The organism is Oribacterium sp. P9 (assembly GCF_046365365.1).
GTDB lineage: Bacteria > Bacillota > Clostridia > Lachnospirales > Lachnospiraceae > Oribacterium.
The window spans coordinates 13,530-37,689 of the sequence record NZ_JBKEIS010000014.1; the positions used below are offsets into that span (position 1 = coordinate 13,530).

A 24,160-nucleotide genomic window follows, 5' to 3' on the forward strand; every position below is an offset into this window, starting at 1 on the left:
CCCTTAGCGGCACTTGGTGTTATCTCTCCCTGGAACCCTCTGCAACGCTGAGTTTTCATAAAGAAAACTCAGTGATTGCAGAGGGCCTAGTGCCGCTTAGGGTCCCCGGCTTAGATTGAACCGATCTCGGAGTACTGTGCCTCATTTGACGACCCTCCGGGCCCCTTATCGCAGCACAGCTGAAAACTTACGCTGCTTCGGTGCTGATCTGTGCGGCAGTGATGAGGTGCGCTCTGGAGAGAGCCGCGCCGATCGCGCCGGTGATGATGGTGGAAGATACCATCTCGCAGACCGCGTTGATGCCGACCATGAGGCAGCAGCCGATGATGACGTTATGGCCGCCCATCAGGTTCTGAACATACTCGGTGTTTCCGAACAGTCCGACGAGTGCAGACATGAAGAAGAGGGTGTTCAGGAAGGCGGAGAAGAAGCCGGTGACGGCGCACGCCACATAGGTGTTGCTGACCTTCCGTACGCCACGGAAGATGTAGCCGAGGCAGATGCCGTCGAGAAGACGCGGGATGAAGCGCTGCACGAAGGCAAGGAACGGGTTAATGCTGAAGAGCATGACGCCCATCGCACTGGTTCCGCCGACGCCGATGCACTGCAGGAAGCTGGTGAGACCGAATACGCCACCGGCCACTGCGCCGCCGACGGGTCCGAGTACGATCGCACTGATCGCTACCGGGATCACGTTAAACGAAATCGCGAGTGGGCCAATGTTTAAGTACCCGAGCGGTGTGTAGGACATCACCAGCAGGATGGCGATCATCAGGCCGAGTAAGGTGAGCTGTGCAGTAGTGAACTTGTTGTTTTTCATTTTTGTTTCCTCCTTGTTACCGTTCCGTTTCAGATGCGATGAAGATCAATCGTACACGGATACAATACGGTGATGGAAAGCGGAGCGTTTTCTGGTCCGCTTCACATAGTGGTGCCGGAGATCCGGCGATTTGCGTTGCCTTCAGCGTCGCACGATGCGAGTGCTGAAGAGGTGCCGGCATCATGACGATGTGTCGGCGGTTTACATTGCCTTCAGTTACATGAAAGAGAGAGCTCTGATGAGGTACCGGCACGGTGATGATGTGTCCGGTCGTCAGCATTGCCCGCAGCTTAGTGTGTAAGCTGAAGAATTTTATCCAGGATCGCCATGGCTGCATCCTCCTTGCTCATAAGCGGGAGTGATACGTCCGAATCCTGTGTAATCAGAGTCAGGACATTGGTGTCGCCCTGGAAGCCGGCGCCGCTTACCTTCAGGTTGTTGGCGGCGATCATGTCCACGTGCTTCTTCTCAAGCTTGGCTCTGGAATTACTGATCATATTTTCTGTTTCCATCGAGAAACCGCAGAGGAACTGCCCCGGGTGCTTATGCTCGCCGAGGTACTTCAGGATGTCGTCGGTTCGCTCGAGCGGGATGGAAAGCTGATCATCTTTTTTCTTTAATTTGTTGTCGGCGACGGTCGTCGGTCGGTAATCCGCGACGGCGGCAGCCTTGATGATGATGTCCTGCTGATCGCTCACGGAGGTCACAGCCTCAAACATGTCGCGTGCGGTCGTGATCGGAACGAAGTGCACGAAGTGTGGCGGCTCGATCGCGGTCGGTCCACTGACGAGTGTGACCTCCGCTCCTCGAAGCATGGCCATCTTCGCGATGGCATAGCCCATCTTGCCGGAGGAGTGATTCGTAAGATAACGCACCGGATCCAGGGCTTCCTGGGTCGGGCCGGCGGTGACGAGCACCTTCTTTCCGGCGAGGTCCTTCGTACAGGCGACTTCCCGAAGGATGTACTCGAGAAGCTCGGCCGGCTCCGGCATCTTGCCGGCACCGGTGTCGCCGCAGGCGAGGTAGCCGCAGGCCGGGCTGATCACTTCATAGCCGAAGGACTGCAGCTTTCGGAGATTATCCTGCACGATCGGATTTTCGTACATGGCGGTGTTCATCGCCGGTGAGATGATCTTGTGGCAGCGACAGGCCATGATCGTGGTGGTGAGCATATCATCCGCGAGGCCATGTGCGATCTTGCCGATGACATTGGCACTCGCCGGGGCGATCATCACGACGTCTGCCTTCTTCGCGATGGAGACGTGCTCGACTTCAAACTGGAAATTTCGGTCGAAGGTGTCGATCAGGCACTTGTTTCCGGTCAGGGTCTCGAAGGTGATCGGGTTGATGAAGTTCGTGGCGTTCTTCGTCATCAGCACATGCACGTCGGCATGAAGCTTGTGAAGCGCGCTCGCAAGATATGCGATTTTATAGGCAGCGATACTTCCCGTTACGCCGAGAAGCACGGTCTTTCCCTGCAGCATGATGTTCCTCCTGTCCGGTCGTGATGGACTGTTTTGCGGTATAATTATAACATAGATTTTACAGAGTCACTGATTTTTTTCGGGTACGTAGAAGTATACGCGAAAGCTGAAGGTCTGCATGATGATGGCTGAGCTGTTATTGACAGCTTCCAGGAATACGAAAAATTTTCAAAAAGTTAGTTGACACTAACGAACGTATATAGTAATATACAGCCATGGTTAGTAAAGCCTAACCGAGACAACGACAAGAATCTGTTTGAAGCGATACCGGATGTTTGATTCAAGCACCAGACATCCGGCTCCGCTCATCAGGCAGGAGACCTCGAGCATTTGATACTGATTTCGGCTGTGAGAGGACAGGCACCAGACGCAGTAGACCGAAGACAGGAGAGCGATATGCCGGAACAGCTTTTAATCGAGAACTGCTCGCCGACGCTGGCGGGGATGAAACCGTCGGATCCACGCCCGGAAATCGTCGGACGAGTTTCCGCATGAGATCGGCATCTTCCTCGGCTATCCGCTCGAGGATGTCGAGGGCTTCATCAACCATAAGGAAGAGGGCTGCAAGACGGTCGGCACCTGGAAGGTGTACGGCGATGTCGAGCAGGCGGAGGCGTCCTTCCGCAGATTCCGGCGCTGCACCACGATCTACCAGCGTGCATGGGCGCAGGGACGGACCCTCGAGGAGCTCACCGTCGCGAGCTGATACTCTGTGACGCGGCCAATGCAGGCGGCCGGAGCGCACATACCTGCGCGGGCAGCACCACCTCACGGTGCCGATGTGAACGGCGGAGCGATGATCGCACGTCGGAAGCATTGAGCGAACATGACCAAATCGGTCGCTGAAAAACCGTCGTATGTGACGATGCATACGGCGGTTTTCTGTTGTGCCCGTCTGCGTGGCACCGGCCTGCGGGCTGCACCCGCCGCAGGGGGGAGAAGACAGGTGGGGACCGGGACGGCGATGACCCGGCGTTCAGTTATAGCACATATCCGGAAATGGAATAAAAGACATGATTGACATGTCTTTTACATCGTCGTATCATATAGCCCATGAGAGAAAAAGACGCAGACAATAAAGTCTTTTAGCTACGGCCTCAAATATGCGACACGAGGATATGTGATTTTTTGAGGGTCTTTCATAAAGTGAAGGAATAACAAGAAGAATCAAATGTCCGGCGATGTAAATGCTTGACTTTTACACGTTGTAGTGCTAACATACGAGCCAAGACAAAGAGGTCTGCGTCCGAAAGGATTCAGACCTCTTTGTCTTTTTACTTTACGGGAGTCACATGTCGGTAACGAAGACAGGGAGCGGAGGCGAGAAGATATGAAGAAAATAATCGGGTTGATCCCGCTGTATGATGACGAGAAGGAAAGCTACTGGATGCTTCCGGGCTACATGAAAGCCCTCGAGGCCTGTGGCGCACTTCCGATCATGCTTCCGCTGACGATCGATCGGGCAGAGATGGATGCCTGCTTTTCTCTCTGTGATGGCATCCTGATGACGGGTGGTCATGATGTGGATCCCAGCGTCTACCACGAGGAAGCAAAAGCGAGCTGTGGTGTGAGCTGCAGCCGGCGCGATCAGATGGAAAGCTACCTCTTCGATCGCTGCTACCGGGAGGACAAGCCGGTGCTCGGTATCTGTCGCGGTATCCAGCTGATGAATGCCCTCCTCGGCGGTACGCTCTATCAGGACCTGCCGACGGAGCATCCGTCCAGCGTGGAGCACCACATGAGCCCGCCGTATGATCGACCGATTCACACGGTCGACGTGAAGAAGGGCACCCTGCTCGCCGACATCGTCGGCCCGGGCCCCTATGCGGTGAACAGCTATCACCATCAGGCAGTGAAGCAGCTCGCCCCGAAGGCCGTCGCGATGGCGTACTCGGAGGACGGACTGGTGGAGGCCCTGGGCGTGCCGGATCGACGCTTCATCGTCGGCGTGCAGTGGCACCCGGAATTCGCCTACATGACGGATCCGAAATCGCGAAAGCTCGTACAGGCCTTCGTCGATGCATGTCGGAAGCCTTAACAAACATGTTTCTACCGGCGAGAGCCGTTAGGATAGATCTCGTGAAGCGAGGCTTCACAGCAGAAAGATGAGAGGAGAAAATTATGAAAAAGAGTGCACTTGTAATGGCAGTAACGATGGCAGTTCTGGGCCTCACCGCATGTGGAGGTTCCGATACCGCAGCGACGACCGCAGCCGCAACCACAGCAGCTGCTGACACCACGGCAGCCGCAGATACGACCGCAGCCGCAGCAGAGACCACGGCAGCCGCTTCAGACAGCGATAAGATATGGCAGATCGTAACCGATACCGCATTTAAGCCATTTGAGTACACCGATGACAGCGGAAAGCTCGTCGGTATCGATGTGGATATCGTCGCAGCCATCGCTGAGGATCAGGGCTTCAAGTATGAGATCAAGTCCATCGGCTGGGATGCTTCCATCGCCGCATGTCAGGCAGGTCAGGCAGATGGTATGATCGCCGGTGCGTCTATCACCGATGAGCGCAAGTCTTCTGGATGGATTTTCTCGGATGGATATTATGATGCAAACCAGAGCATGGCCGTTGCGGAGAACTCCGACATCACCGGCTTCGATGGCTTAAAGGGGAAGAGCGTCGCTGTCAAGACCGCATCCATGAGTGCAGATTACGCAGAGAGTCTCAAGGATCAGTATGGCTTCGAGATCACCTACTTCGAGGATTCACCGACCATGTACCAGGCTGTCGTCGGCGGTCAGGTTGCAGCCTGCTTCGATGATACGCCGATCATGGCGTCCAACATCAAGGATACCGGCCTCGGCATGAAGATCGTCGATGGTACCGGCAACGATCCTGCAGAGTATGGTTTCGCCATCTTCGATTCCAGCAAGCAGGAGCTCGTCGATATGTTTAACGCAGGTCTCAAGGACATCAAGGCAAATGGCAAGTACGATGAGATCATCGCGACATATCTCGGCTGATTCGGGCATGTCGTCTGATCGATGATGCGATGGGATCCGAGCAGGATCCCGCCGGATGATGCGATCACTTGACTTCATAGAGCAGAATACAGAATATCGTCGCAGTACATCAGCCTGACCCCTACAGACTGGTGCGCTGCGGCGTATTTCCATGAAGATGGAAATGGAACGGTTGGTGACATCCGAAGATCTACATCGGTTTGAACGGTGCGGATAAGCGGATGCAGATTATAGAAGGGTGAGACACTATGGCAAAAATTATTTCGGCCTACGGAAGACTGCTGGTGCTGGCGATGGGCCGCACGCTCCTGCTGGCATTTCTGGGACTGCTGTTCGCATGTATACTCGGTATGATCTTCGGACTTATGAGCGTCGTGAAGAATAAGGTATGCAATATCATCGCGCAGATCTTCGTCTTCATCATCCGAGGCGTACCGATGATCGTCCTCGCGTTTTTCGTGTACTTCGGTGTACCGTATCTGCTGAATAATATACTGAAGATCGGTCAGGGCTTCACGATGTCGGCACTGCAGGCTGGTACCATCTGTCTCGCACTGAACTGTGGTGCGTACATGGCGGAGATCATCCGTGCCGGTATCCAGTCGGTCGACGTCGGGCAGATGGAGGCTGGACGGTCCCTCGGTCTTCCATACTGGACCACGATGCGGAAGATCATCATGCCGCAGGCGATCCGTACGATGATCCCGAGCATCATCAACCAGTTCATCATCACCGTGAAGGATACCTCCATCCTGTCGGTCATCGGCTTTCCGGAGCTCGTCAATACCGCGAAGAACGTACAGGCGAAGACCTTCATGTCTTTCCAGACCTGGGCCATCGTCGGCGTCATGTACCTCGTCGTCATCACGATCCTGTCCTATATCGCGAAGATCGTGGAGGGGAGAATGAATCGCGGCGTAAAGCGCTGAGACAGTGGAAGTGAAGACATGAACGAGTACGGGCTTTGCCGGCGGTAGATCGGCAGTGCGTCTCGTTGCGGAACAGCGTGTGTGGGCAGAGATGCCGCAGTGCGATGTTCGAAGAAGGGAGGAAAAACCGTGATTTCAAGCGATAAAAATGTTAAAATAAAGGTAGAAAACCTTCGGAAGTGCTTCGGTGATCTCGAGGTCTTACGGGACATCTCGACCGAGATCCACGAGGGCGAGGTCGTCGTCATCCTCGGCCCGTCCGGCTCCGGTAAGTCGACCTTTCTTCGCTGTCTGAACAGGCTCGAGGAGGTGACGGCCGGAAAGATCCATGTGGATGGGGTCGACATCACCGATAAAAAGGTGGATATGAATAAGGTCCGCGAGAACATCGGTATGGTGTTCCAGCATTTCAATCTCTTCAATAATATGGATGTCCTGCATAATCTGATGCTGGCGCCGGTGGAACTGAAGAAGTGCAGTAAGGCAGAGGCCAGGGAGCGCGCGATGGAGATGCTTCAGCGCGTGGATCTCGCCGAGAAGGCCGAGGCATATCCGTCCCAGCTCTCGGGTGGACAGAAGCAGCGTGTCGCGATCGCGCGTGCGCTCTGCATGAAGCCGGACATCATGCTCTTCGATGAGCCGACCTCGGCCCTCGACCCGGAAATGGTCGGCGAGGTACTGGCCGTCATGAAGCAGCTGGCGGCGGACGGCATGACGATGGTCATCGTCACCCATGAGATCGGCTTCGCCCGTGAGGTCGCAGACCGCGTCATCTTCATGGACGGTGGCTACGTCGTCGAGGAGGGCACACCGCAGGAGGTGATCGTACATCCGAAGGAGGCAAGAACGATCAGCTTCATCCAGAAGGTGCTGTAGACGGGAGTGAAAGGGGTCAGACCCCCTTGTGAAATCCTTAAGGTGGTCGTCGGCGGTACGCGGGGTCAGACCCCGGTGGCTCCTGGCAGCAGGATGCGGCGGGCGCAGGAGAGCTGCGTTACTAAAATTTAAGAGCGGAGGGACAGCATGGAAAAATATGTGATCACGATCTCGAGACAGTTTGGTTCATTCGGCAGCCTGGTGGCACGTGCGCTTTCGAAGCAGCTCGGCATCGAGTTCATGGACCGTGACATCGTGGAGGAAACCGCGAAGCGTATGAACACCTCCGTGAAGGAAATCAGCCGGAAGGAAGAGGACATCCGTTCGAAATTCTCCTATCATCTGTATCCGTTCGGTGTCGGCACGACCGACATGCAGGATGAAATCTTCCTCGTGCAGGAGAACATCATCCAGGACTTCGCGAAGAAGGATTCGTGCATCATCGTGGGCCGCTGCGGTGCGTACTACCTTAGAAACGAGCCACGGCTGCTGCGTGTGTACGTGTATGCGCCGTATGAGGTCCGCGTGAAGAACTGCATCGACTACTTCGGCATGAACGAGAAGGAAGCGGTGAAGGCGGTACATGACGCGGATAAGGCGCGGGAGAGCTACCACCGGAAGTACATCCCGAATTTCCCTGGAAACACGGAGTACAGTGACCTCTGCATCAACAGCGCCTGCTACAGCATCGAGGAGGCCGCAGAGCTGATCCAGCACGCCGCGAAGCTGAAGTTCGGGGATATCTGAAGTGAAACATGAAAGCGAATAAGCAAAACAGCCGGGTGATTTCTTCACCCGGCTGTTCTGCTATTCGTATGTAATTTATTTACGGCTGGTCAGCTTGTTAAGAAGCATGACGACCAGTACGATGACACCCATGACGAGGATGATGCCGAGCATGCCGGAAGCCATCATCGGAAGGGTCTGTGTCCATGAAGAAAGATGTAACATATAAGGACTCCTTTCTGTATTTACGCAGCTCCGAAAACCTGAAAAGAAGGAATGGAGCTGCTCGTTGTTCGTGAGTCATCGTCACGAAACGAAATTCTCTTTACGCCATCAGGGTCAGAATCAGTCCACCTGCGAGGACGGATGCGATCTGGCCGGAAACATTGACACTGATCGAGTACATCAGAAGGAAGTTCTGATTGTCCTCCTCGAGGCCGAGCTTGTTCACGACACGGCCGCTCATCGGGAAGGCGCTGATGCCGGCGGCACCGATCATCGGGTTCAGCTTCTTGCCTTCCGGAAGGAAGAGATTCAGGAGCTTCGCGAAGAGCACGCCACCGGCGGTATCGAAGACGAAGGCCACGAGGCCGAGGGCGAGAATCAGCAGGGTGTCCGGACGAACGAACTGGTCGGCGGTCATCTGGCCTGCGACGGTGAGACCGAGCACGATGGTGATGAGGTTTGCGAGCACACTCTGCGCTGTTTCGCTGAGGGAATTCAGTACACCACACTCACGAAGCAGGTTACCGAACATGAGGAAGCCGACGAGGGCGACACTGGTCGGTGCGACGATGCCAGCGATGATGGTTACGACGATCGGGAAGAGGATCTTCGTCAGCTGGCTGACGCTGCCCTGCTGATATGGCATACGGATCTGACGTTCCTTCTTCGTGGTGAGTGCCTTGATGACCGGCGGCTGCACGATCGGTACGAGGGCCATGTAGCTGTAGGCTGCGACCATGATGGCACCGAGATACTTCGACTTCAGGACGTTTGCGACGTAGATCGCGGTCGGGCCATCCGCCGCACCGATGATGGCGATGGATGCCGCATCCTTCAGATCGAAGAAGAAGCCGGCAGCGAAAAGTGTGAAGAAAATACCGAACTGGGCCGCGGCACCGAAGAGCATGAGCCACGGCTTCTCAAGCAGTGGTCCGAAGTCGATCATCGCACCGATGCCGATGAAGAGGAGCAGCGGGAAGAGCTCGTTCGACATACCTGCGTCGAAGAGTGCCGTGATCGGGCCGACGGTGTCGCCCTGTGTGATCGCGCCGGACAGCGGCAGGTTTACGAGGATCGCACCGAAGCCCATCGGGAGCAGCAGGCTCGGCTCCATCTTCTTCACGATGGCGAGATAAATCAGCAGGCCGCCGATGGCCCACATGACCACCATCTGCCAGTGCAGGTTGCCTGCATTGGCAAACAGTGCAGCGAATGTGTTCAAAAAGTTCATGTTCTACCTCCTGAAAAACATCGTGGCAGAAAAAAAGAGACCCTGCCACAGACCTAAACTGTGACAAAAGTCTCAAGCGAACACATGACATCGGGCGTTTCCGCCGTGCTGACGCTGCCATGCAGCAGTCGCGCCCCAAACCGATCCGAGATGACTGCCCTTTACTCCCCTTTGCTGGAATCAAATATATCAGTGAGTTCAATTTCTGTAAAGCAGAAATTAGAAAAGCAACGCCCTGTTATGACTCCGATATCGAAATTGAATTGTGCACGCATGGAATTATCCGTATGCGCATGCTATAATTCAGAAATGCTTGATGATGTATCAGGCATAAAATGAAGATGATAAAGTGATTTTAAGCAAGGGCGCTTCAGGTTTTTCCTGGAGCGCCTTTTTGTGATGCTGGATGGAGGAGAGCGTTATGCGTACAGCGGCGAAACTGATGGTGGAGTGTCTGGTGACGGAGGGTGTGAAGTACATCTTCGGTATCCCGGGGGAGGAAAATCTGGAGCTTGTGCAGGCGATCGCGGACGAGCCGCGGCTCCATTTCGTCGTGGTGCGGCATGAGCAGGGCGCAGCGTTCATGGCGGATGTGTATGGGCGACTCACTGGGAAGGCGGGCGTGTGCCTTGCGACGCTGGGACCGGGCGCGACGAATCTCGTGACGGGCGTGGCGGATGCGAATCTCGATGGTGCGCCGCTCGTGGCGATCACCGGTCAGGTCAGCTCGGATCAGATGCATCTCACGAGCCATCAGAATCTCGACCTTGCGAAGATCTTCGAGCCGATCACGAAGCGTACGAAGCTGGTCATGCGTCCGGATACGGTCAATGAAATCGTCCGTCTCGCCTTCAAGTACGCGGAGGGTGGTGCCGGCCGCATGGGGGCCGCCCACATTGACCTCCCGGTGGATATCGCGAAGATGCAGGTGAGCGGGCTCGAGATGCCGCTGATGAAGGATGTGGTCTGCCAGCAAGAGGCCGAGGAGTCGCAGATCCAGATGGCGGCGGAGTCGATCCGCACGGCGCGGAAGCCGCTGATTTTCGTCGGCAACAATGCGGTACACTATGCGTCGTCCCAGGTGATCACGGAGTTTGCGGAGAAGCTGCACATTCCGGTGGTGAACACGATGATGGCGAAGGGCATCGTCTCGGCGGACAACCGTTACTCGATGATGACCATCGGTATCCCGCAGCGGGATTATGTGAACCGGCTGTTTGAGGAGGCGGATCTCGTCATCTGTATCGGCTATGATCTGATGGAGCTGAAGCCGTCGAAGTGGAACGCGGAGCGGAATCATCGGATCGTGCATATCTCGAACTGGCAGGCGGATATCAGTAAGTACTACCAGTGCGAGGTCCAGGTGAATGGCGAGATCGATTCCTCGCTCGCGCGTCTCGGGAAGCTGCTGGAGGCGAAGGAGGAGCCGACCTGGGCCTTCGCTATCAAGGAGCGCTTCGAGGAGTCCATCGAGGAGGCGGTGCAGTCAGATGCCTTCCCGATGAAGCCGCAGCGCATCGTGGCGGATATTCGAAAGGCACTTTCCGATCCGGAGGACATCCTGATCTCGGATGTCGGTGCGCATAAGATGTGGATCGGTCGTCTGTATGGCTGCTACAAGCCGGAGACCTGTATCATCTCGAACGGCTTCGCAAGCATGGGGATCGGCGTGCCGGGTGCCGTCGCGGCGAAGCTGGTCTATCCGGAGCGTCGTGTGCTGGTGGCGACGGGCGATGGCGGCTTCATGATGAACTCGCAGGAGCTGGAGACCGCGGTACGGCTCGGTGTGAACTTCGTCGTCGTGATCTTCCATGACAGCGAGTACGGCCTCATCAAGTGGAAGGAAGAGGAGCAGTATGGTCGTGCGGCCTTCGTCGACTTCACGAATCCGGATTTCGTGGCGCTCGCGGAAGCGATGCACTGTAAGGGTGTGCGTGTGAACTCCGCGGCGGAGCTCTCTGAAGCCATTCGGAAGGGCTTCGAGGAGAAGGTGCCGGTGATTATCGACACGCCGGTGGATTACTCCGCGAATGAAGAGCTCAGCGCAGAGCTGAAGAGCCTGTAAGTTACAGAAAAGACAGGAGTCTGGAGGGCAGGCACCGAATACACAGTGTATTCGATGGCTGCCCTCCGGGTCCCTACCTTTTACATCATAGCGTATAGTACTTCTGGTGCTTCGCTTCATCCTCGATGAGCACATAGAAGAGGCGTCCGTAGCTGCTGTGCTCGCCGCCCAGGCGCTGTTCGGCATGAGCTGGAGCTCCCAGAGATCGCCACCGAGAGAGAACCAGTGGGAGACCGGATCCACGAGCGTCTTCTCAGAGCGATAGAACTCGACGTAGGTCGGATCCCATGGGGAAGCGGACTTCAGCAGACGATATTGATACCCGAAAAAGTCGAGGGAGCGCATGGAATCGGAGAAGATATCCGGCACGCGGATGATGACGATGGCGAAGCCCCAGAAGATCCTGCGACCATGCTTCTCGAGGAAGATCGGGTTCCGCGCCACGATGCCATGGCTGCCGTCCTTTAGATCATACGGTCCCTGAAGGCTCGTAACGTCGTTTTTCTTCGCATAGCGGGCATACTCGCCCTGGGCTTCCTCGTCCAGCTGATCGATCCGGGAGAGGTCGCTGCTCGCCTCCGGATAGATGTAGCTGACGAAGCCCGCGGGTGCGAGATGTATGCTCTCGATGGAGGGATTCGTGAGATTTTTCGCGACCTGGTAGAATTTGTCGCAGCGTCCATTCTCACTGATGACGATCTGCTCGAGACTGTCGGTGATGGCCATGCCGGACTTGAGGTCCGCCATGATGCGATCCGTGTAGGTCATGCAGCTGACGTCGGTGCGGTGACGCTGCTCCTCGAGGTCGCTCTGCTGGATATGTGATACCAGCATCCCGAGAAAGAAGGCACCGAGGATCAGCTCGAACAGCGGCAGCAGATAGAGGAACATGCCGCTGGCGTGAGGCCGTCTGTTTGATTGTGAAATGGAAGCGTCGTCTGTGTCCATGGTTCTGTTCCCTGCGAAAAAGTTAAGATGAAAAAATTATAAACCGGTTCGGCTAATATTATAAATAAAATGTGAAAATTGTATCAGTATTTGTGCAGAATCGATGATGTGCAGGCGTGGCTCGGATTCCGGCTGCTGTCCGCCGAGCCACGAGCGAACAGTAACACAAGAGGGGAAATGATGCAGTGGTGTGTCTGAAAACACGTGGACATGGAGGGGATGGTTGCGCTAGAATATGTGCAGCAGAAGAAAGAAGGCATCATGGTATGAAAAAACAGAGGGGTAGAAATCGGATGAAGCGGATGGGTGCAGTGCTCCTGTCCGTTTTTTGTGTGCTCGCAGCGGTGCTGGTCCTGCAGACGTCGGGACAGCCGGAGAGTGGAGAGCATGTGGCGCAGGCGGCGACATCGCCGGCTTCGGAGGAAGCCGCCACGCAGGCGGGCAATGCAGGCGGCGGGCAGGATAGTGGCCGTGCCGGGGCAGCGCAGGCGACCGGGAACACAGGGATCGCGCAGGCGGGGACGCTGACGGTGACCTGGCTTGATGTCGGGCAGGGCGACGCGGCGGTGATTCAGTGCGGCGGTCAGTCGATGCTGATCGATGGCGGCAAGCCGGAGAAATCTTCCTATATATATGCGTGGCTGCAGCAGCATGGCCTCAGCTATCTCGATGTGATCGTGGCGACGCATGTAGATGCCGACCACATCAGCGGGCTCTCGGGTGCGCTGAACTATGCGTCGGTCGGGACAGCTTACTGCCCGGAGACGACAGGCACGACGGAGACATTCCAGAGCTTCGTGAAGTATCTGGCGCAGCGGGGTAAGCAGATCACGGTGCCGACGGCGGGCGAGACCTTCGCACTCGGCGGTGCGCAGATTCAGATCCTCGGGCCGCTACACCGTGCGGAGGACAGCAATGATAACTCGATCGTTCTGAAAGTGAGCTTCGGTGCGACCTCCTTCCTCTTTACGGGCGATGCGGAGCGCGCGGAGGAGCAGGATCTTCTGAATAGCGGTGTGAACCTTCAGAGTACCGTGCTGAAGGTCGGCCATCACGGCTCGGATACCTCGACCTCCTATCCGTTCCTGCGGGCAGTCGCTCCGCAGTATGCCGTGATTTCCGTCGGTGCCGGCAACAGCTACGGTCATCCTACGGAGGCGGTGCTGTCGCGGCTGCGGGATGCAGGTGTCACGACCTTCCGCACCGATATGCAGGGTGAAATCACTGCCGTCAGTGACGGCCAGACGATCAACTTCAGCACTGCGAAGAACGCCGTGGCCATCGCGTCGGCCAATGTAGGCGGCGGGAACGCAGATGGCGCAGCGGGTGTGGGCACGACGGCGGGGAGCTATGTGCTGAACACGAACAGCCACAAGTTCCACCTGCCGAGCTGCTCGAGTGTGGAAACGATCAGCCCGAAAAATCGGAAAGATGTGAACGAGTCACGGGAGCAGATCATCAGCGAGGGCTATGCGCCGTGCAAACGGTGTAATCCGTGAGCACGCTTATGCGCCTGCCGCATCAATAATAGAGATATAAATCATTTTACGCATGAATGGGCGTGCGCTATAATCGGCTTAATATTCTGAAGGAGATGAAGCTATGAATAAGGATCTGAAGATCGTGGTGGTATATGGCGGGATTTCGACGGAGCGGGAGATCTCGCTTCGGAGTGGACAGGCGGTGTTTGAGGCGCTGAAGGAGTATGGTTTCACGGATGTGACGCTGTTTGATCTGCACCATGACAACATCGGCGAGCTCCTCGCGATGAAACCGGAGATCGCGTACCTCGCGCTGCATGGCAAGGGCGGCGAGGACGGCTGCATCCAGGGTGTGCTGGAGCTTGCGGGGATTCCGTATACCGGTCCGGGTGTCGGCGCGAGTGCGGTCGGCATGGATAAGATCTATACGAAGAATATGCTGAAGGCGGCGGGACTTCCGACGTCGGAGTATATCGCGGTGCATAAGAGCGAGATGACGGTGGACGAGATCGCGGCGCGGATCGTCGAGAAGATCGGACTGCCGGCGGTGCTGAAGGCACCATGCCAGGGCTCCAGCATCGGCGTCGAGATCGTGAAGGAGGCGTCGGCGCTGCCGCAGGCCATCGAGGACATCTTCTCCTATGAGGACCAGCTGCTCGCGGAGAAGTTCGTGGCGGGCACGGAGATCACGGTGCCGATCATCGGCAACGAGGAGCTCCAGGTGCTGCCGGAGATCGAGATAACTTCAGAACGTGAGTTCTACGACTATAAGGCGAAGTATACGCAGGGGCTCTGCCACCACATCATCCCGGCGCGGATCCGTGAGGCGGATCGCACGGCGGCCATCGAGATCGCGAAGAAGGTCTACCGTAAGCTGAACCTCTGCGGCGTATCCCGCATCGACTTCATCGTCGGCGCGAGCGGCCCGATCGTCCTCGAGGTCAACACCCTCCCGGGCATGACCGCGATGAGCCTCGTCCCGGACGCGGCCCGCGTCGCCGGCATCAGCTTTCCGGAGCTCGTCGCGAAGATCATCGACTTCGGCCTCCACGCGAAGCGCGGCTGAGGGATTTCGTAAGGGGGGGGTCTGACCCCATAACAAATAAAGAAGCAAAAGAGAAACGTCCCTGGCATATTTTGGTGCCGGGGACGTTTGAAGTTGTATCTTAAGAATTTCGTAAGGGGGTCTGACCCCATAAACTGGGAGATGTGAGATGAAGTTTAAGATTATATGGAAATCTTCAAGAGCGGTTTGTATCGAGCTCGTAGAGGAAGGCATCGTCTACACGGATAACTATACGGTTTTCATCGATGGGGAGCCAATGCTGACATCTGATCGCGTGGTGCAGTCCATCTATGGGCTGAAGCCGGACACGGAGTATCGGCTGACACTGTCCAGAGGAGATCAGACATCGGCGGAGATGACATTTCGGACGGAACCGGAGTTTGTCACGTTAAACGTTCGCGATTTCGGTGCGATGGGTGACGATGTACATAATGATACATTGGCCATACAGGCAGCGATCCTGAGCTGCCCTCCGCACAGCCGTGTGTATGTTCCAGAGGGCATCTATAAAGTCAGCAGTCTTTTCATGAAGAGCGGTATCATCTTCGAGCTTGGAAAAGGAGCCGTGCTGTCGGCTTATACGGACCGTACGTACTTCCCGATTCTTCCGGGACTGATTCAGAGCTATGACGAAGCGTCGGAATACAACCTGGCGAGCTGGGAAGGAAATCCGCTCGATTCCTTCGCATCCATCATCACGGGTATCGGTGTTTCAGATGTTACGATCTGTGGAGAAGGCAGTATCGAAGGCAATGCGACCTATGAAAACTGGTGGGAAGGTGAAGGTCGTAAGAAAACAGGCGGAGCGTTCCGTCCGAGGTCGATTTTCCTGAACAGATGTAAGGACGTGACCATCCAGGGAATCAGCATAAAAAACAGTCCGGCGTGGACGGTTCATCCGTACTTCTCTGAAAATATTCGAATTCTGGATATCGCACTCAACAATCCGAAGGTATCTCCAAATACCGATGGTATCGATCCTGAATCTGTGAAAAATCTGGAAATTGTCGGCGTACACTTCTCACTGGGAGATGACTGTATCGCCATCAAGTCTGGAAAGCGCTACATGGGACATACCTATGTGACACCGTCGGAGAACATCGAGATCAGACAGTGCCATATGAAGTATGGACATGGACATATGGATTTCAAGGAAATATTTGAAACGCTGGATGAAATCTCCTATACAGGCGCAGTGGCGGTCGAAGCACTGTCAAAGCCGGATGCACGGACAGCCGGAAGTGAGAGCGTTCGCTTTCTGGAGAAATATGTGCATTGAAACAGGAGGGCAGAGAGCTGCGCAGCGCGTGAAATATGCGTAAACGGCAAGCAACTTGCGTACGATGGACAGTGAGGCGTCCCTTCCATTCTTAGACGGATGGAAGGAACACCTCATTATTTTTTTATAAACAGGATTGGAAGTCCTCCATTTCTGCTATGATATAGGAAGCACAAACAAAAGGAGGCTATCATCATGGAATTATATAAGGCACTGAATATTCGAAAGTCCATCCGCTCTTATACGGGTGAAGGCATCACCGACGCGCAGCTCGAGCGCATTCTCACCGCGGCCTACGAGGCGCCGATCGGTATGAAACGCTACGACAGCATCCATCTCACCGTGATTACGAATCCGGAGCTTCTTCATGAGATCGATGCCAATGCAGCTGCCGCGAGTGGAGACCCGTCCTGCCACCCGCTCTATGGCGCGCCGCTGATGATCCTCGTGTCCTCGAGCCAGACCAGTAACGTGGCAAGCGCCAATGTAGGCATTGTCATCCAGAATATGTCCCTCGCTGCCGTCGAGGAGGGCGTCGGTCACTGCGACATCTATGGTGCCATCCGTGCGCTCGTGAAGAACGAGGAACTCGTGGCGAAGCTGCATATCCCGGAGGGCTTCGTGCCGACCGGCTCCATCATCCTCGGACAGACTGACGAGGTGTATGCAGAACGCGAGATTCCGGAGAGCCATAAGTACAGCATGAATGTGCTGAAATGATTTCGATGTTCTGTATGGAGGATGAAATAAGATGACTGAAATGATGAAGCGGAGCCACGCGCTTCGCGATGATACGACGACACACTACAACTGTGCGCAGGCGGTGTTCATCCCGTTTGCCGAGAAGAAGGGCATAAGTGCAGCGCAGGCCACCGCCATCACCGCCAACTTCGGAAGCGGCATGCGTGCAGGCCTCACCTGCGGTGCCATCACCGGCGGACTCATGGCCCTCGGCCTCTATGGCGCCGGCGACGCAGAAGCATCCGCAGAATTCATGCGCCGCATGAAGGCCCTTCACGACGGACTCTCCGATTGCCGTGACCTGCTCCGCAAGGAGGTACACAGCCCGGCGGAGAAAAAGCCACACTGCGACGGCATGGTGTACGAAGCCGTGGAAATCGTCGAGGAAATGCTGATGGCGAGAGGACTGCTGTAAAACGCTTGGGGCGGCCCCATGCATTTGACTATTCCTATCCGTCCGGAAAAGTAGTATCATCAACGAAGTTTTAAAATTTCGGGGGTGTGCCGGTGGAAACAAATCCAAACAAGATCGATATGCTGCATGGCGGGCTTTTCTGGAAGCTCGTACTGTTCGCGCTACCGCTGGCAGCGAGCAGTATCCTGCAGCATTTTTTTAATTCGGCGGATGTGGCAGTGGTCGGCCGTTTCGCGGGTGGCGATGCCCTCGCGGCGGTCGGTGCCAATGTTGCAAACGTGGGTGTCTTCGTGAACTTCCTGGTCGGTGCGTCGATCGGTCCGAATGTCGTCGTGGCGACGCTGATCGGTAGCGGGCGCATGGACGAGGTGTCGGATGCCATCCACACGGTCATCGCGATGGCCATTACGGGCGGTCTCCTGCTGATGGGCATCGGCCTCGTCATCGCGCGCCCGCTCATCGAAGCCATCGGCACGCCGGTGGAGGTCCTCGACATGGCGGTGCTGTACTTCCGCATCTACATGCTCGGGCTCCCGTTCATCACACTCTACAATTTCGGCGCCGCGATCCTCCGCTCGATCGGAGACACGAAGCGCCCGCTGATGTACATGATCTTCGCCGGTATCCTGAACGTCATCCTGAATCTTCTGTTTGTCGTCGTCTTCAGGATGAGCGTGGCGGGTGTCGCGCTCGCGACCACCCTCGCGAACTTCACCTCGGCGGCGCTGGTGTTCCGCACGCTGCTCCATGAAGAAGGGCCACTTCGGCTCCGGATCGACTGCATTCGCCTGCACCCGAGGTACATGAAGCGTGTGCTGCAGGTCGGCCTCCCGGCGGGCGTGCAGGAGTCGGTGTTCTCCGTCTCGAACATCTTCGTCCAGGCGGGCGTCAACAGCTTCGGCGCGCAGGCCATCGCAGGTGCGGCCGCGGGCCTCAATTTCGAGTACTTCACCTATGACATCTGCGCCGCGTTCGCGCAGGCCGCGGTAACCTTTTACAGTCAGAACCTCGGCGCGGGCGAGCATGGCCGCTGCCGTCGCGTTTTCCGCCTCACGATGCTCCAGTCCATCCTGTTCACGCAGCTGCTGGCGCTGCCGTTCACGATCTGGGCGCGCGAATTCGCGGGACTCTACACGACGGATCCGGTTGCCATCGACTACGCCGTGAGTCGCATGTACCACGTCATGGCGGTTGAGGGGCTCTGCACCCTCTTCGACACCCCGTCCGGCGTCCTTCGCAGCATGGGCTACGCGATCAGCCCGTCCGTCATCACGATCCTCGGCACCGTCGTCTTCCGGATCATCTGGCTTCTGACCGCCTTCCGCGTCGTGCCGACCTACGAGGTGCTGATGAGCGTTTACCCGGTTTCGTGGGTGCTCACCGGCGGCACGCTGATCGCCATGTACTACCGGGCGCTCCGAAAGCAGCGCCGCCTGGCGTAACGCAGCCGGGAGTTAATGGGGTCTGACCCCATTAAATTTTTCTAAACTAAATCTAAACTGAAGTTTATGGGGTCAGACCCCATAAAGAGACGCAGGAAAGGAATGTAAATGAATCAGGAACGTTTCGAGAAGCAACGGGAGTTCATCCTGGAGATCGATAAGGAGAAGGAAATCTACCGGCAGACGCATCTGACAAATCACGGGCGTCGCGAGGGGGATGCGGAGCATGCGTGGCACATGGCCATCATGGCGTACCTGCTTCGCGAGTACAGCAACACCGAGGTCGACATCGCGCATGTCATGATGATGTGCCTGATCCATGATATCGTGGAGATCGACGCGGGCGACACCTACGCCTACGACGAGGAGGGGCTGAAGACGCAGAGGGAGCGTGAGGAGAAGGCGGCGGACCGTATCTTCGCACTGCTGCCGGCGGATCAGCGCGATGAGCTCCGGGCACTCTTCGAGGAGTTCGAGGCCTACGAGACGCCGGAGGCGAAGTATGCGCATGCGATGGACAACCTCCAGCCGCTCCTGCTCAATGCCTCGAACGAGGGCGACGACTGGAAGACGCACGGTGTGTCGTTCAACACTGTGTGGGGCCGGCAGCAGAAGACCGCCCGCGGCTCCGAGGCACTCGCAGCGTTTTCAAGAGCTGTCATGGAGGATTTCGCCGACCGCGGGATCCTGAAGGATGATCGCGACGAAAAGCACGAGCGCTAAACAGCTTCTGAGTTTATGGGGTCTGACCCCATTAAATTTTTCTAAACAGATTCTAAACTCAAGTTTATGGGGTCAGACCCCGGGGAAGCGAGGAGAGGAGACAGCATGGGAGAACGGACATTTCGTGTGGCGCGTCCGGAGGATGCGGAGGCGCTGCTGGCGATTTATGCGCCGTATGTCGAGGAGACGGCGATCACCTTCGAGTATGAGGTGCCGAGCGTCGAGGCGTTCCGTGCGCGGATCGCGCACACGCTGGCGACCTATCCGTACATCGTCGCGGTAGAGGAGCAGGAGGCCAATGCAGGCACCGGGCATGTCGATGGCGCTTCGGTTTCGTGTATAGACCGCGCAGAGGCCAATGCAGACACTGCGCACGTCGATGGCGCTTCGGTTTCGTCTGCGCCGGCTTCCGGTGCTGGTGCCGGTGATGTTACCGGGACACACAGGACTTCCGAGCGCATCATTGGCTATGCCTATGTCGGACGTCTGCATGAGCGCGCGGCCTACGACTGGAGCGTGGAGACCTCGATCTACGTCGACCGGCGTGCACGGAAGCACGGGCTCGGGCGGCAGCTGTACGAGCGGCTGGAGGCGATTCTCCGCGCGATGAACATCATCAGCGTGAATGCCTGCATCGCGTACCCGGGGACGATGAACACAGTAGTAGCTGCCGATCGGTTGCAGGATGCACATATAGGCATCGGCGACCCGAACACGGCTGACCGGACACGAAAAGACCTCCGGGAGGGCTCTGCAGACAGCGGCGTCGACATTGGCGAAGATCCGTACCTGAACACGAACAGTCCGGACTTCCATGCGCACCTCGGCTATCAGCTCGTCGGGCACTTCCATGCCTGCGCCTATAAGTTCGACCGCTGGTACGACATGATCTGGATGGAAAAGTGGATCGCGCCGCACCCGGCGAAACCGGAGGCGATGATTTCCTTCCCGGAGCTGCCGGAGGAAGTGGTGGAACGCTGTTTGCGGTAAACGAAGCGCTTAACTCTGCTGGAATTTCGTTTCGAGCGAAATGAATTGCGATACATTTCGCTAAGAACAGTAACATTTCGTTTCAAACGAAATCAGTCTAGAGACATTTCGGTTCAACCGAAATATTCCGTTGTTGTATGTCTCTTCGGACGGTATACTTAGAAAGTAAAAAGGTAAAAAGGAAAGAGGCTTAGATGATTCAGACAGAATTCCGCGCGCGGCTTCGTGACCGCCGGGGCCTGGCGGCGGTGCACTATATCCTGATGGTGCTGATCGCGCTGGTGCTTCTGATGTTTGTGGTAGAGGGCTATATGCGGCATCTGCAGGATATCGCGATGACCTACGACTGCGAGGAAGTCGATGAGGCAGTGGCCTGCGCGAAGACGCAGTACTTGATGGACGGGGCACCGGGGGCCGTAGTGTACTACTATGATGCCGAGACGAAGCAGGTGTATACACGGGATCACTTCCCGGCGAAGGATCGTGTAGACCTGAAGGGCTATGGGCGTTCACTGGCGTTTCAGAACCGGCAGGCGCAGACGGGGGCCAGCGGCGTGCCGAACCGGGGCGACGAGCGCTACCGGAAGGCGATCGGCCGCCTCGATGACGGTACGACGACCACGAGCAACGATGTCACACACAACCGGAGCTTCTTCGACAACATCCGTCAGAACGTGACGGGTCTCGGTGATCCGGATGGCGCGCAGTTCCTCGCCATCAGCTTCTCGCAGGACGGGCAGCTCGCGATGGTACGCTGGCGCGGCCCGGTGCTCTACTACTATGACTATACGATGATGTCCGCGGAAGAGAAGGCGGCCCTCACCGGCGAGGAGCGCGAGCACATCGCCGAGGACGCCCCGGAAGGTGAAACGCTCTTCTGGAACTCGCAGTACTGAGCGGGATGTGAAACAACCAGGGTCCCGGAGGGCCGGCACCAGGAGCACAGTACTGCGAGCTCGGAAGACTCTAAAATTCTGCCCCTAAGAAGTACTAGGCCCTCTGCAATCGCTGAGTTTTCTTGATGAAAACTCAGCGTTGACAGAGGGTTCCAAGGAGAGATACCCCAAGTACTTCTAAGGGGCAGAATTTTGATTCTTCACGACCTCTTCGTATGGCTTCTGGTGCCGGACCTGCGGGGCTCTGGCTGTATCTGCTCCTCATGCCAGGTAGGCGCGGCCGTGCGCCCGGTAGCAGTATGCGGAGATGAAGATGGTGACGGCTTCGGCGCATGGCATGGTAAGCCAGATGCCGTTCACGCCGATGAGCTTCGGAAGGAGCAGGATGAAGAGCACCACGAAGATCAGCGAGCGGAGGGTCGAGATCAGGGCGGAGAGGAAGCCGTTTCCGAGGGCGGTGAAGTAGCCGGAGAGGAAGACGTTCCATCCGATGAAGAGGAAGACCGGGCTGAAAAGCCGGAGCCCCTCCCAGGTGAGGTCAAACACGTGACCGGGTCCGGCGAAGAGGTGGATGAGCGGCTGCCCGAGGCCGAGCGAGATGGAAATGACGACCACGGAGGTGAGAGCGATGGTCCGGAAGCTGTAGCGCAGCGTCTCCCGGATCTTCGCGGGATTTCCGGCGCCGACGTTAAAGCTCACGATCGGTGCGGCCGCCACGGCGATGCCCATGTAAAACGCGATGAAGAAGTAGTAGAGATACATGATGATCGTGACCGCCGCGACCCCGTCCTCACCATAATGCTGGAGGATGATGATATTAAACAGAAAGGTCGTGATGCCGGTCGACATCTCGGTGAGCATCTCACTGCTGCCGTTCGTGCAGGATTTCACAAGCACGTCGGCGTGCATCCGGGTGCGGCAGAAGCGGATATGGCTGAAGCGGAGGAAGTAGATAAGGCCGATCAGCGCGCTGACGGTGATCGACAGGGTGGTGCCCCAGGCCGCGCCGTACGTACCCAGACGGAACACGCCGACGAGGATGTAATCGAAGATGACGTTCAGCACGAGGCCGGTCATCGACATCCAGAGCCCGACCTTCGGACTGCCGTCGGTCCGCACGAGGTACTCGAAAAACAGCTTGAAGGACATCGGGATGCTGCCGAGGAAGATGACCTTCGCGTACGGCAGGACATGCGCGAGCAGACGCTCACTGCTGCCGAGGAAGCGGCAGACCGGCTTCAGGAAGACGAGACCGAAAATCGTAAAGAAAGTCGCGAGGACGAGCAGGACCAGGGTGATGAAGGTGAAAATCTGATTCGCCTCGTGGTCCTTTTTCTGTCCCATTTTTTCGCCAATGATGGCGCCCGCACCGGTGGCGAGCATCACAGAGGTTCCGAAGATGACGCAGGTCACCGGAATCACGATATTGATGCCCGCGAGTGCGTCGGAGCCTGCGTATTTCGAGACGAAGTAGCCGTCGATCGTTGTGTAGAAGGACAGAAAGATCATGGTCAGCACCGACGGGATCAGATACTTCAGGAATTGCGGGTAGGTCATCTTATTTTCAAAACAGTTCATCATTCTTCTGCTTATCGTGTTCTTCGTGGGCTCTCCGCGGCGTCTGTCTGGACCGCATCGAATCTGGTCCAGTGGTACAGTGCCGTGCCCTCGATAAGCACTCCTTATCTTTTTTATGCTGACTCTAGTTTAAACCATATAGCTACTATACAGTCAAGGGCGCGATGCGGTATCAAAACAGCGAAAAATCAGAAATCTATGTCGTGATCCATCAAAAAAACTGTTATATATCCGCCGGTGCATGTTATAATCACTTCGGTTTTAATGTATACAGAATTATTTCAGAAACGGGGCCTCATGTACCAGACTACGCCGCTTATCATGCTTTACATCCTCATCCTCGCGTTCCTGTTCGGGGCGGTATTCGGGAGCTATATCGACTGTGTGGCGTGGCGGCTCGTGCATCATGAACGGGTCGCGCGTGGCCGCTCGCACTGTGATGTCTGCGGGCATGCGCTCGGGGCCGGCGATCTGATCCCGATCATCTCGTATCTTCGTTCGGGCGGCCGTTGCCGCTACTGCGGGGCGAAGTTCAGCGCGGAGTCGACCTGGGTGGAGCTCGTGCTCGGGCTTGGTTTCACAGCGATCGTCTATAAATTCGATCTCTCCTTCGTGGCACTTCGCTATCTCGGGCTTCTCGTGATCCTGATGGGGCTCAGTCTCGTGGACCAGAAGACCCTCCTCATCCCGGATCGCTTCCACGTCGCGGGCATCCTCTGGTGGCTCCTCACCCTGCCGCTCATCGCGTGCACGCAGGGCCGGGGTCTCACCGAGGCGCTCAGTATCACAGGCGCACGTTTACCGCTGGCCAATGCTCCCGGCCTCCAGGATGGGCTCGGCCGGATCATGCTGGCTGCGGCAGAGCTTTCGCCCGGCGGCGCTTCACTCGCCGCCGGTGCCGGCTCTGTCTTCACCACCCACATCCCGATCACCCAGTGGATCCTTACGGATCTCAAGTGGGGGCTCGTCAGCGCCTTCGGCGTCGGCTTCCTGATGCTGCTGATCTCGCTCGTTTTCGATAAGCTCACGGGAAAAGAGAGCCTCGGTGGCGGAGATATCAAACTGCTGTTCATGACTGGGCTCTATATGCGACCGGGTGTGACACTTTTTAACCTGATGCTCAGCTGCTTCGTGGGGCTGTTTATCGCGCTCGGGCTCAAAAAGGATAAGATTCCATTCGGCCCGTCCATTTCCATCGCCGTTTTCCTCTCTGTTTTATTTGGAAGTGAATTCGTGGCGTGGTATACTGGACTCATATTGTGAAAAAAT

At 56.6% G+C, this 24,160-nt stretch carries 24 protein-coding genes; 19 read left to right on the forward strand and 5 right to left on the reverse strand.

Going from position 1 to position 24,160, the window contains the following annotated elements; genetic code table 11:
- Nucleotides 1-187 precede the first annotated feature (187 nt).
- Together ACK8P7_RS08515 and coaBC are read right to left on the reverse strand one after the other, a co-directional pair.
- Complete coding sequence (locus ACK8P7_RS08515; RefSeq protein ID WP_410043782.1) at nucleotides 188-820, reverse strand: ECF transporter S component; 633 nt, start codon at nucleotides 818-820, stop codon at nucleotides 188-190.
- A 290-nt stretch (nucleotides 821-1,110) separates the two neighbouring features.
- The gene (gene coaBC, locus ACK8P7_RS08520; protein WP_410043783.1) at nucleotides 1,111-2,304 is read right to left on the reverse strand and encodes a bifunctional phosphopantothenoylcysteine decarboxylase/phosphopantothenate--cysteine ligase CoaBC; all 1,194 of its coding nucleotides are present in this window, start codon (nucleotides 2,302-2,304) and stop codon (nucleotides 1,111-1,113) included.
- Between the two features lie 348 nt (nucleotides 2,305-2,652).
- Between coaBC and ACK8P7_RS08525 the strand changes: the two genes are divergently transcribed.
- The 7 genes from ACK8P7_RS08525 (at nucleotide 2,653) to ACK8P7_RS08555 (ending at nucleotide 7,832) form a co-directional block, all read left to right on the forward strand.
- Nucleotides 2,653-2,799: a hypothetical protein gene (locus ACK8P7_RS08525; protein WP_410043784.1), complete on the forward strand. Its 147-nt coding sequence runs from the start codon at nucleotides 2,653-2,655 to the stop codon at nucleotides 2,797-2,799.
- 7 nt (nucleotides 2,800-2,806) lie between these two features.
- Nucleotides 2,807-3,010 (forward strand): DUF3793 family protein, encoded by a 204-nt coding sequence (locus ACK8P7_RS08530; protein WP_410043819.1) that lies wholly within the window; start codon nucleotides 2,807-2,809, stop codon nucleotides 3,008-3,010.
- A gap of 624 nt (nucleotides 3,011-3,634) precedes the next feature.
- On the forward strand, nucleotides 3,635-4,342 hold the full coding sequence (locus tag ACK8P7_RS08535; protein WP_410043785.1) for a gamma-glutamyl-gamma-aminobutyrate hydrolase family protein: 708 nt from the start codon (nucleotides 3,635-3,637) through the stop codon (nucleotides 4,340-4,342).
- Nucleotides 4,343-4,425: 83 nt separating this feature from the next.
- Nucleotides 4,426-5,280 carry a transporter substrate-binding domain-containing protein gene (locus ACK8P7_RS08540; protein ID WP_410043786.1) on the forward strand — a complete coding sequence of 285 codons (855 nt, stop codon included), beginning with the start codon at nucleotides 4,426-4,428 and terminating at the stop codon, nucleotides 5,278-5,280.
- 248 nt (nucleotides 5,281-5,528) lie between these two features.
- Nucleotides 5,529-6,209: an amino acid ABC transporter permease gene (locus tag ACK8P7_RS08545; RefSeq protein ID WP_410043787.1), complete on the forward strand. Its 681-nt coding sequence runs from the start codon at nucleotides 5,529-5,531 to the stop codon at nucleotides 6,207-6,209.
- A gap of 132 nt (nucleotides 6,210-6,341) precedes the next feature.
- Nucleotides 6,342-7,085, forward strand: coding sequence for an amino acid ABC transporter ATP-binding protein (locus ACK8P7_RS08550; protein ID WP_410043820.1), 744 nt, complete (start codon nucleotides 6,342-6,344; stop codon nucleotides 7,083-7,085).
- Nucleotides 7,086-7,232: 147 nt separating this feature from the next.
- Nucleotides 7,233-7,832: an AAA family ATPase gene (locus tag ACK8P7_RS08555; RefSeq protein ID WP_410043788.1), complete on the forward strand. Its 600-nt coding sequence runs from the start codon at nucleotides 7,233-7,235 to the stop codon at nucleotides 7,830-7,832.
- Nucleotides 7,833-7,907: 75 nt separating this feature from the next.
- On the opposite strand, the gene ACK8P7_RS08560 is transcribed toward ACK8P7_RS08555, so the two are convergent.
- Both ACK8P7_RS08560 and ACK8P7_RS08565 read right to left on the reverse strand, forming a co-directional pair.
- A complete protein-coding gene (locus ACK8P7_RS08560) occupies nucleotides 7,908-8,036 on the reverse strand; it encodes a hypothetical protein (RefSeq protein ID WP_410043789.1) in 129 nt (42 codons plus the stop codon).
- A 100-nt stretch (nucleotides 8,037-8,136) separates the two neighbouring features.
- Nucleotides 8,137-9,267 (reverse strand): sodium ion-translocating decarboxylase subunit beta, encoded by a 1,131-nt coding sequence (locus tag ACK8P7_RS08565; protein ID WP_410043790.1) that lies wholly within the window; start codon nucleotides 9,265-9,267, stop codon nucleotides 8,137-8,139.
- Between the two features lie 421 nt (nucleotides 9,268-9,688).
- Here ACK8P7_RS08565 and ACK8P7_RS08570 point away from each other — a divergent pair, with 421 nt between their 5' ends.
- The 11 genes from ACK8P7_RS08570 (at nucleotide 9,689) to ACK8P7_RS08620 (ending at nucleotide 21,313) form a co-directional block, all read left to right on the forward strand.
- Nucleotides 9,689-11,332 (forward strand): acetolactate synthase large subunit, encoded by a 1,644-nt coding sequence (locus ACK8P7_RS08570; protein ID WP_410043791.1) that lies wholly within the window; start codon nucleotides 9,689-9,691, stop codon nucleotides 11,330-11,332.
- A gap of 615 nt (nucleotides 11,333-11,947) precedes the next feature.
- Nucleotides 11,948-12,157 (forward strand): hypothetical protein, encoded by a 210-nt coding sequence (locus ACK8P7_RS08575; protein ID WP_410043792.1) that lies wholly within the window; start codon nucleotides 11,948-11,950, stop codon nucleotides 12,155-12,157.
- 389 nt (nucleotides 12,158-12,546) lie between these two features.
- Complete coding sequence (locus ACK8P7_RS08580; protein WP_410043793.1) at nucleotides 12,547-13,779, forward strand: ComEC/Rec2 family competence protein; 1,233 nt, start codon at nucleotides 12,547-12,549, stop codon at nucleotides 13,777-13,779.
- 103 nt (nucleotides 13,780-13,882) lie between these two features.
- A complete protein-coding gene (locus ACK8P7_RS08585; RefSeq protein WP_410043794.1) occupies nucleotides 13,883-14,827 on the forward strand; it encodes a D-alanine--D-alanine ligase in 945 nt (314 codons plus the stop codon).
- 148 nt (nucleotides 14,828-14,975) lie between these two features.
- On the forward strand, nucleotides 14,976-16,106 hold the full coding sequence (locus ACK8P7_RS08590) for a glycosyl hydrolase family 28 protein (RefSeq protein WP_410043795.1): 1,131 nt from the start codon (nucleotides 14,976-14,978) through the stop codon (nucleotides 16,104-16,106).
- Between the two features lie 195 nt (nucleotides 16,107-16,301).
- On the forward strand, nucleotides 16,302-16,826 hold the full coding sequence (locus ACK8P7_RS08595; protein ID WP_410043796.1) for a nitroreductase family protein: 525 nt from the start codon (nucleotides 16,302-16,304) through the stop codon (nucleotides 16,824-16,826).
- 31 nt (nucleotides 16,827-16,857) lie between these two features.
- Nucleotides 16,858-17,262: a C-GCAxxG-C-C family protein gene (locus ACK8P7_RS08600; RefSeq protein WP_410043797.1), complete on the forward strand. Its 405-nt coding sequence runs from the start codon at nucleotides 16,858-16,860 to the stop codon at nucleotides 17,260-17,262.
- Between the two features lie 92 nt (nucleotides 17,263-17,354).
- Entirely contained in the window at nucleotides 17,355-18,704 is a 1,350-nt protein-coding gene (locus ACK8P7_RS08605; RefSeq protein WP_410043798.1) for an MATE family efflux transporter, read from the forward strand.
- 108 nt (nucleotides 18,705-18,812) lie between these two features.
- Nucleotides 18,813-19,427 carry an HD domain-containing protein gene (locus tag ACK8P7_RS08610; protein WP_410043799.1) on the forward strand — a complete coding sequence of 205 codons (615 nt, stop codon included), beginning with the start codon at nucleotides 18,813-18,815 and terminating at the stop codon, nucleotides 19,425-19,427.
- 105 nt (nucleotides 19,428-19,532) lie between these two features.
- Complete coding sequence (locus ACK8P7_RS08615) at nucleotides 19,533-20,417, forward strand: N-acetyltransferase family protein (RefSeq protein WP_410043800.1); 885 nt, start codon at nucleotides 19,533-19,535, stop codon at nucleotides 20,415-20,417.
- A 194-nt stretch (nucleotides 20,418-20,611) separates the two neighbouring features.
- Nucleotides 20,612-21,313 carry a hypothetical protein gene (locus ACK8P7_RS08620; protein ID WP_410043801.1) on the forward strand — a complete coding sequence of 234 codons (702 nt, stop codon included), beginning with the start codon at nucleotides 20,612-20,614 and terminating at the stop codon, nucleotides 21,311-21,313.
- Nucleotides 21,314-21,574: 261 nt separating this feature from the next.
- Here the strand turns inward: ACK8P7_RS08620 and ACK8P7_RS08625 are convergent, their stop codons facing one another.
- On the reverse strand, nucleotides 21,575-22,891 hold the full coding sequence (locus tag ACK8P7_RS08625; protein ID WP_410043802.1) for an MATE family efflux transporter: 1,317 nt from the start codon (nucleotides 22,889-22,891) through the stop codon (nucleotides 21,575-21,577).
- Nucleotides 22,892-23,188: 297 nt separating this feature from the next.
- On the opposite strand from ACK8P7_RS08625, the gene ACK8P7_RS08630 reads away from it, so the two are divergent.
- The gene (locus tag ACK8P7_RS08630; RefSeq protein WP_410043803.1) at nucleotides 23,189-24,154 is read left to right on the forward strand and encodes a prepilin peptidase; all 966 of its coding nucleotides are present in this window, start codon (nucleotides 23,189-23,191) and stop codon (nucleotides 24,152-24,154) included.
- Nucleotides 24,155-24,160: the final 6 nt, after the last annotated feature.

Bases quoted from the DNA above. Each gene is read 5' to 3' on its own strand.
- ACK8P7_RS08515 (WP_410043782.1), bottom strand. From the start codon at position 820: ATGAAAAACAACAAGTTCACTACTGCACAGCTCACCTTACTCGGCCTG.
- coaBC (WP_410043783.1), bottom strand. From the start codon at position 2,304: ATGCTGCAGGGAAAGACCGTGCTTCTCGGCGTAACGGGAAGTATCGCT.
- ACK8P7_RS08535 (WP_410043785.1), top strand. From the start codon at position 3,635: ATGAAGAAAATAATCGGGTTGATCCCGCTGTATGATGACGAGAAGGAA.
- ACK8P7_RS08540 (WP_410043786.1), top strand. From the start codon at position 4,426: ATGAAAAAGAGTGCACTTGTAATGGCAGTAACGATGGCAGTTCTGGGC.
- ACK8P7_RS08545 (WP_410043787.1), top strand. From the start codon at position 5,529: ATGGCAAAAATTATTTCGGCCTACGGAAGACTGCTGGTGCTGGCGATG.
- ACK8P7_RS08555 (WP_410043788.1), top strand. From the start codon at position 7,233: ATGGAAAAATATGTGATCACGATCTCGAGACAGTTTGGTTCATTCGGC.
- ACK8P7_RS08560 (WP_410043789.1), bottom strand. From the start codon at position 8,036: ATGTTACATCTTTCTTCATGGACACAGACCCTTCCGATGATGGCTTCC.
- ACK8P7_RS08565 (WP_410043790.1), bottom strand. From the start codon at position 9,267: ATGAACTTTTTGAACACATTCGCTGCACTGTTTGCCAATGCAGGCAAC.
- ACK8P7_RS08570 (WP_410043791.1), top strand. From the start codon at position 9,689: ATGCGTACAGCGGCGAAACTGATGGTGGAGTGTCTGGTGACGGAGGGT.
- ACK8P7_RS08575 (WP_410043792.1), top strand. From the start codon at position 11,948: ATGTATGCTCTCGATGGAGGGATTCGTGAGATTTTTCGCGACCTGGTA.
- ACK8P7_RS08580 (WP_410043793.1), top strand. From the start codon at position 12,547: ATGAAAAAACAGAGGGGTAGAAATCGGATGAAGCGGATGGGTGCAGTG.
- ACK8P7_RS08585 (WP_410043794.1), top strand. From the start codon at position 13,883: ATGAATAAGGATCTGAAGATCGTGGTGGTATATGGCGGGATTTCGACG.
- ACK8P7_RS08590 (WP_410043795.1), top strand. From the start codon at position 14,976: ATGAAGTTTAAGATTATATGGAAATCTTCAAGAGCGGTTTGTATCGAG.
- ACK8P7_RS08595 (WP_410043796.1), top strand. From the start codon at position 16,302: ATGGAATTATATAAGGCACTGAATATTCGAAAGTCCATCCGCTCTTAT.
- ACK8P7_RS08600 (WP_410043797.1), top strand. From the start codon at position 16,858: ATGACTGAAATGATGAAGCGGAGCCACGCGCTTCGCGATGATACGACG.
- ACK8P7_RS08610 (WP_410043799.1), top strand. From the start codon at position 18,813: ATGAATCAGGAACGTTTCGAGAAGCAACGGGAGTTCATCCTGGAGATC.
- ACK8P7_RS08615 (WP_410043800.1), top strand. From the start codon at position 19,533: ATGGGAGAACGGACATTTCGTGTGGCGCGTCCGGAGGATGCGGAGGCG.
- ACK8P7_RS08620 (WP_410043801.1), top strand. From the start codon at position 20,612: ATGATTCAGACAGAATTCCGCGCGCGGCTTCGTGACCGCCGGGGCCTG.
- ACK8P7_RS08625 (WP_410043802.1), bottom strand. From the start codon at position 22,891: ATGAACTGTTTTGAAAATAAGATGACCTACCCGCAATTCCTGAAGTAT.
- ACK8P7_RS08630 (WP_410043803.1), top strand. From the start codon at position 23,189: ATGTACCAGACTACGCCGCTTATCATGCTTTACATCCTCATCCTCGCG.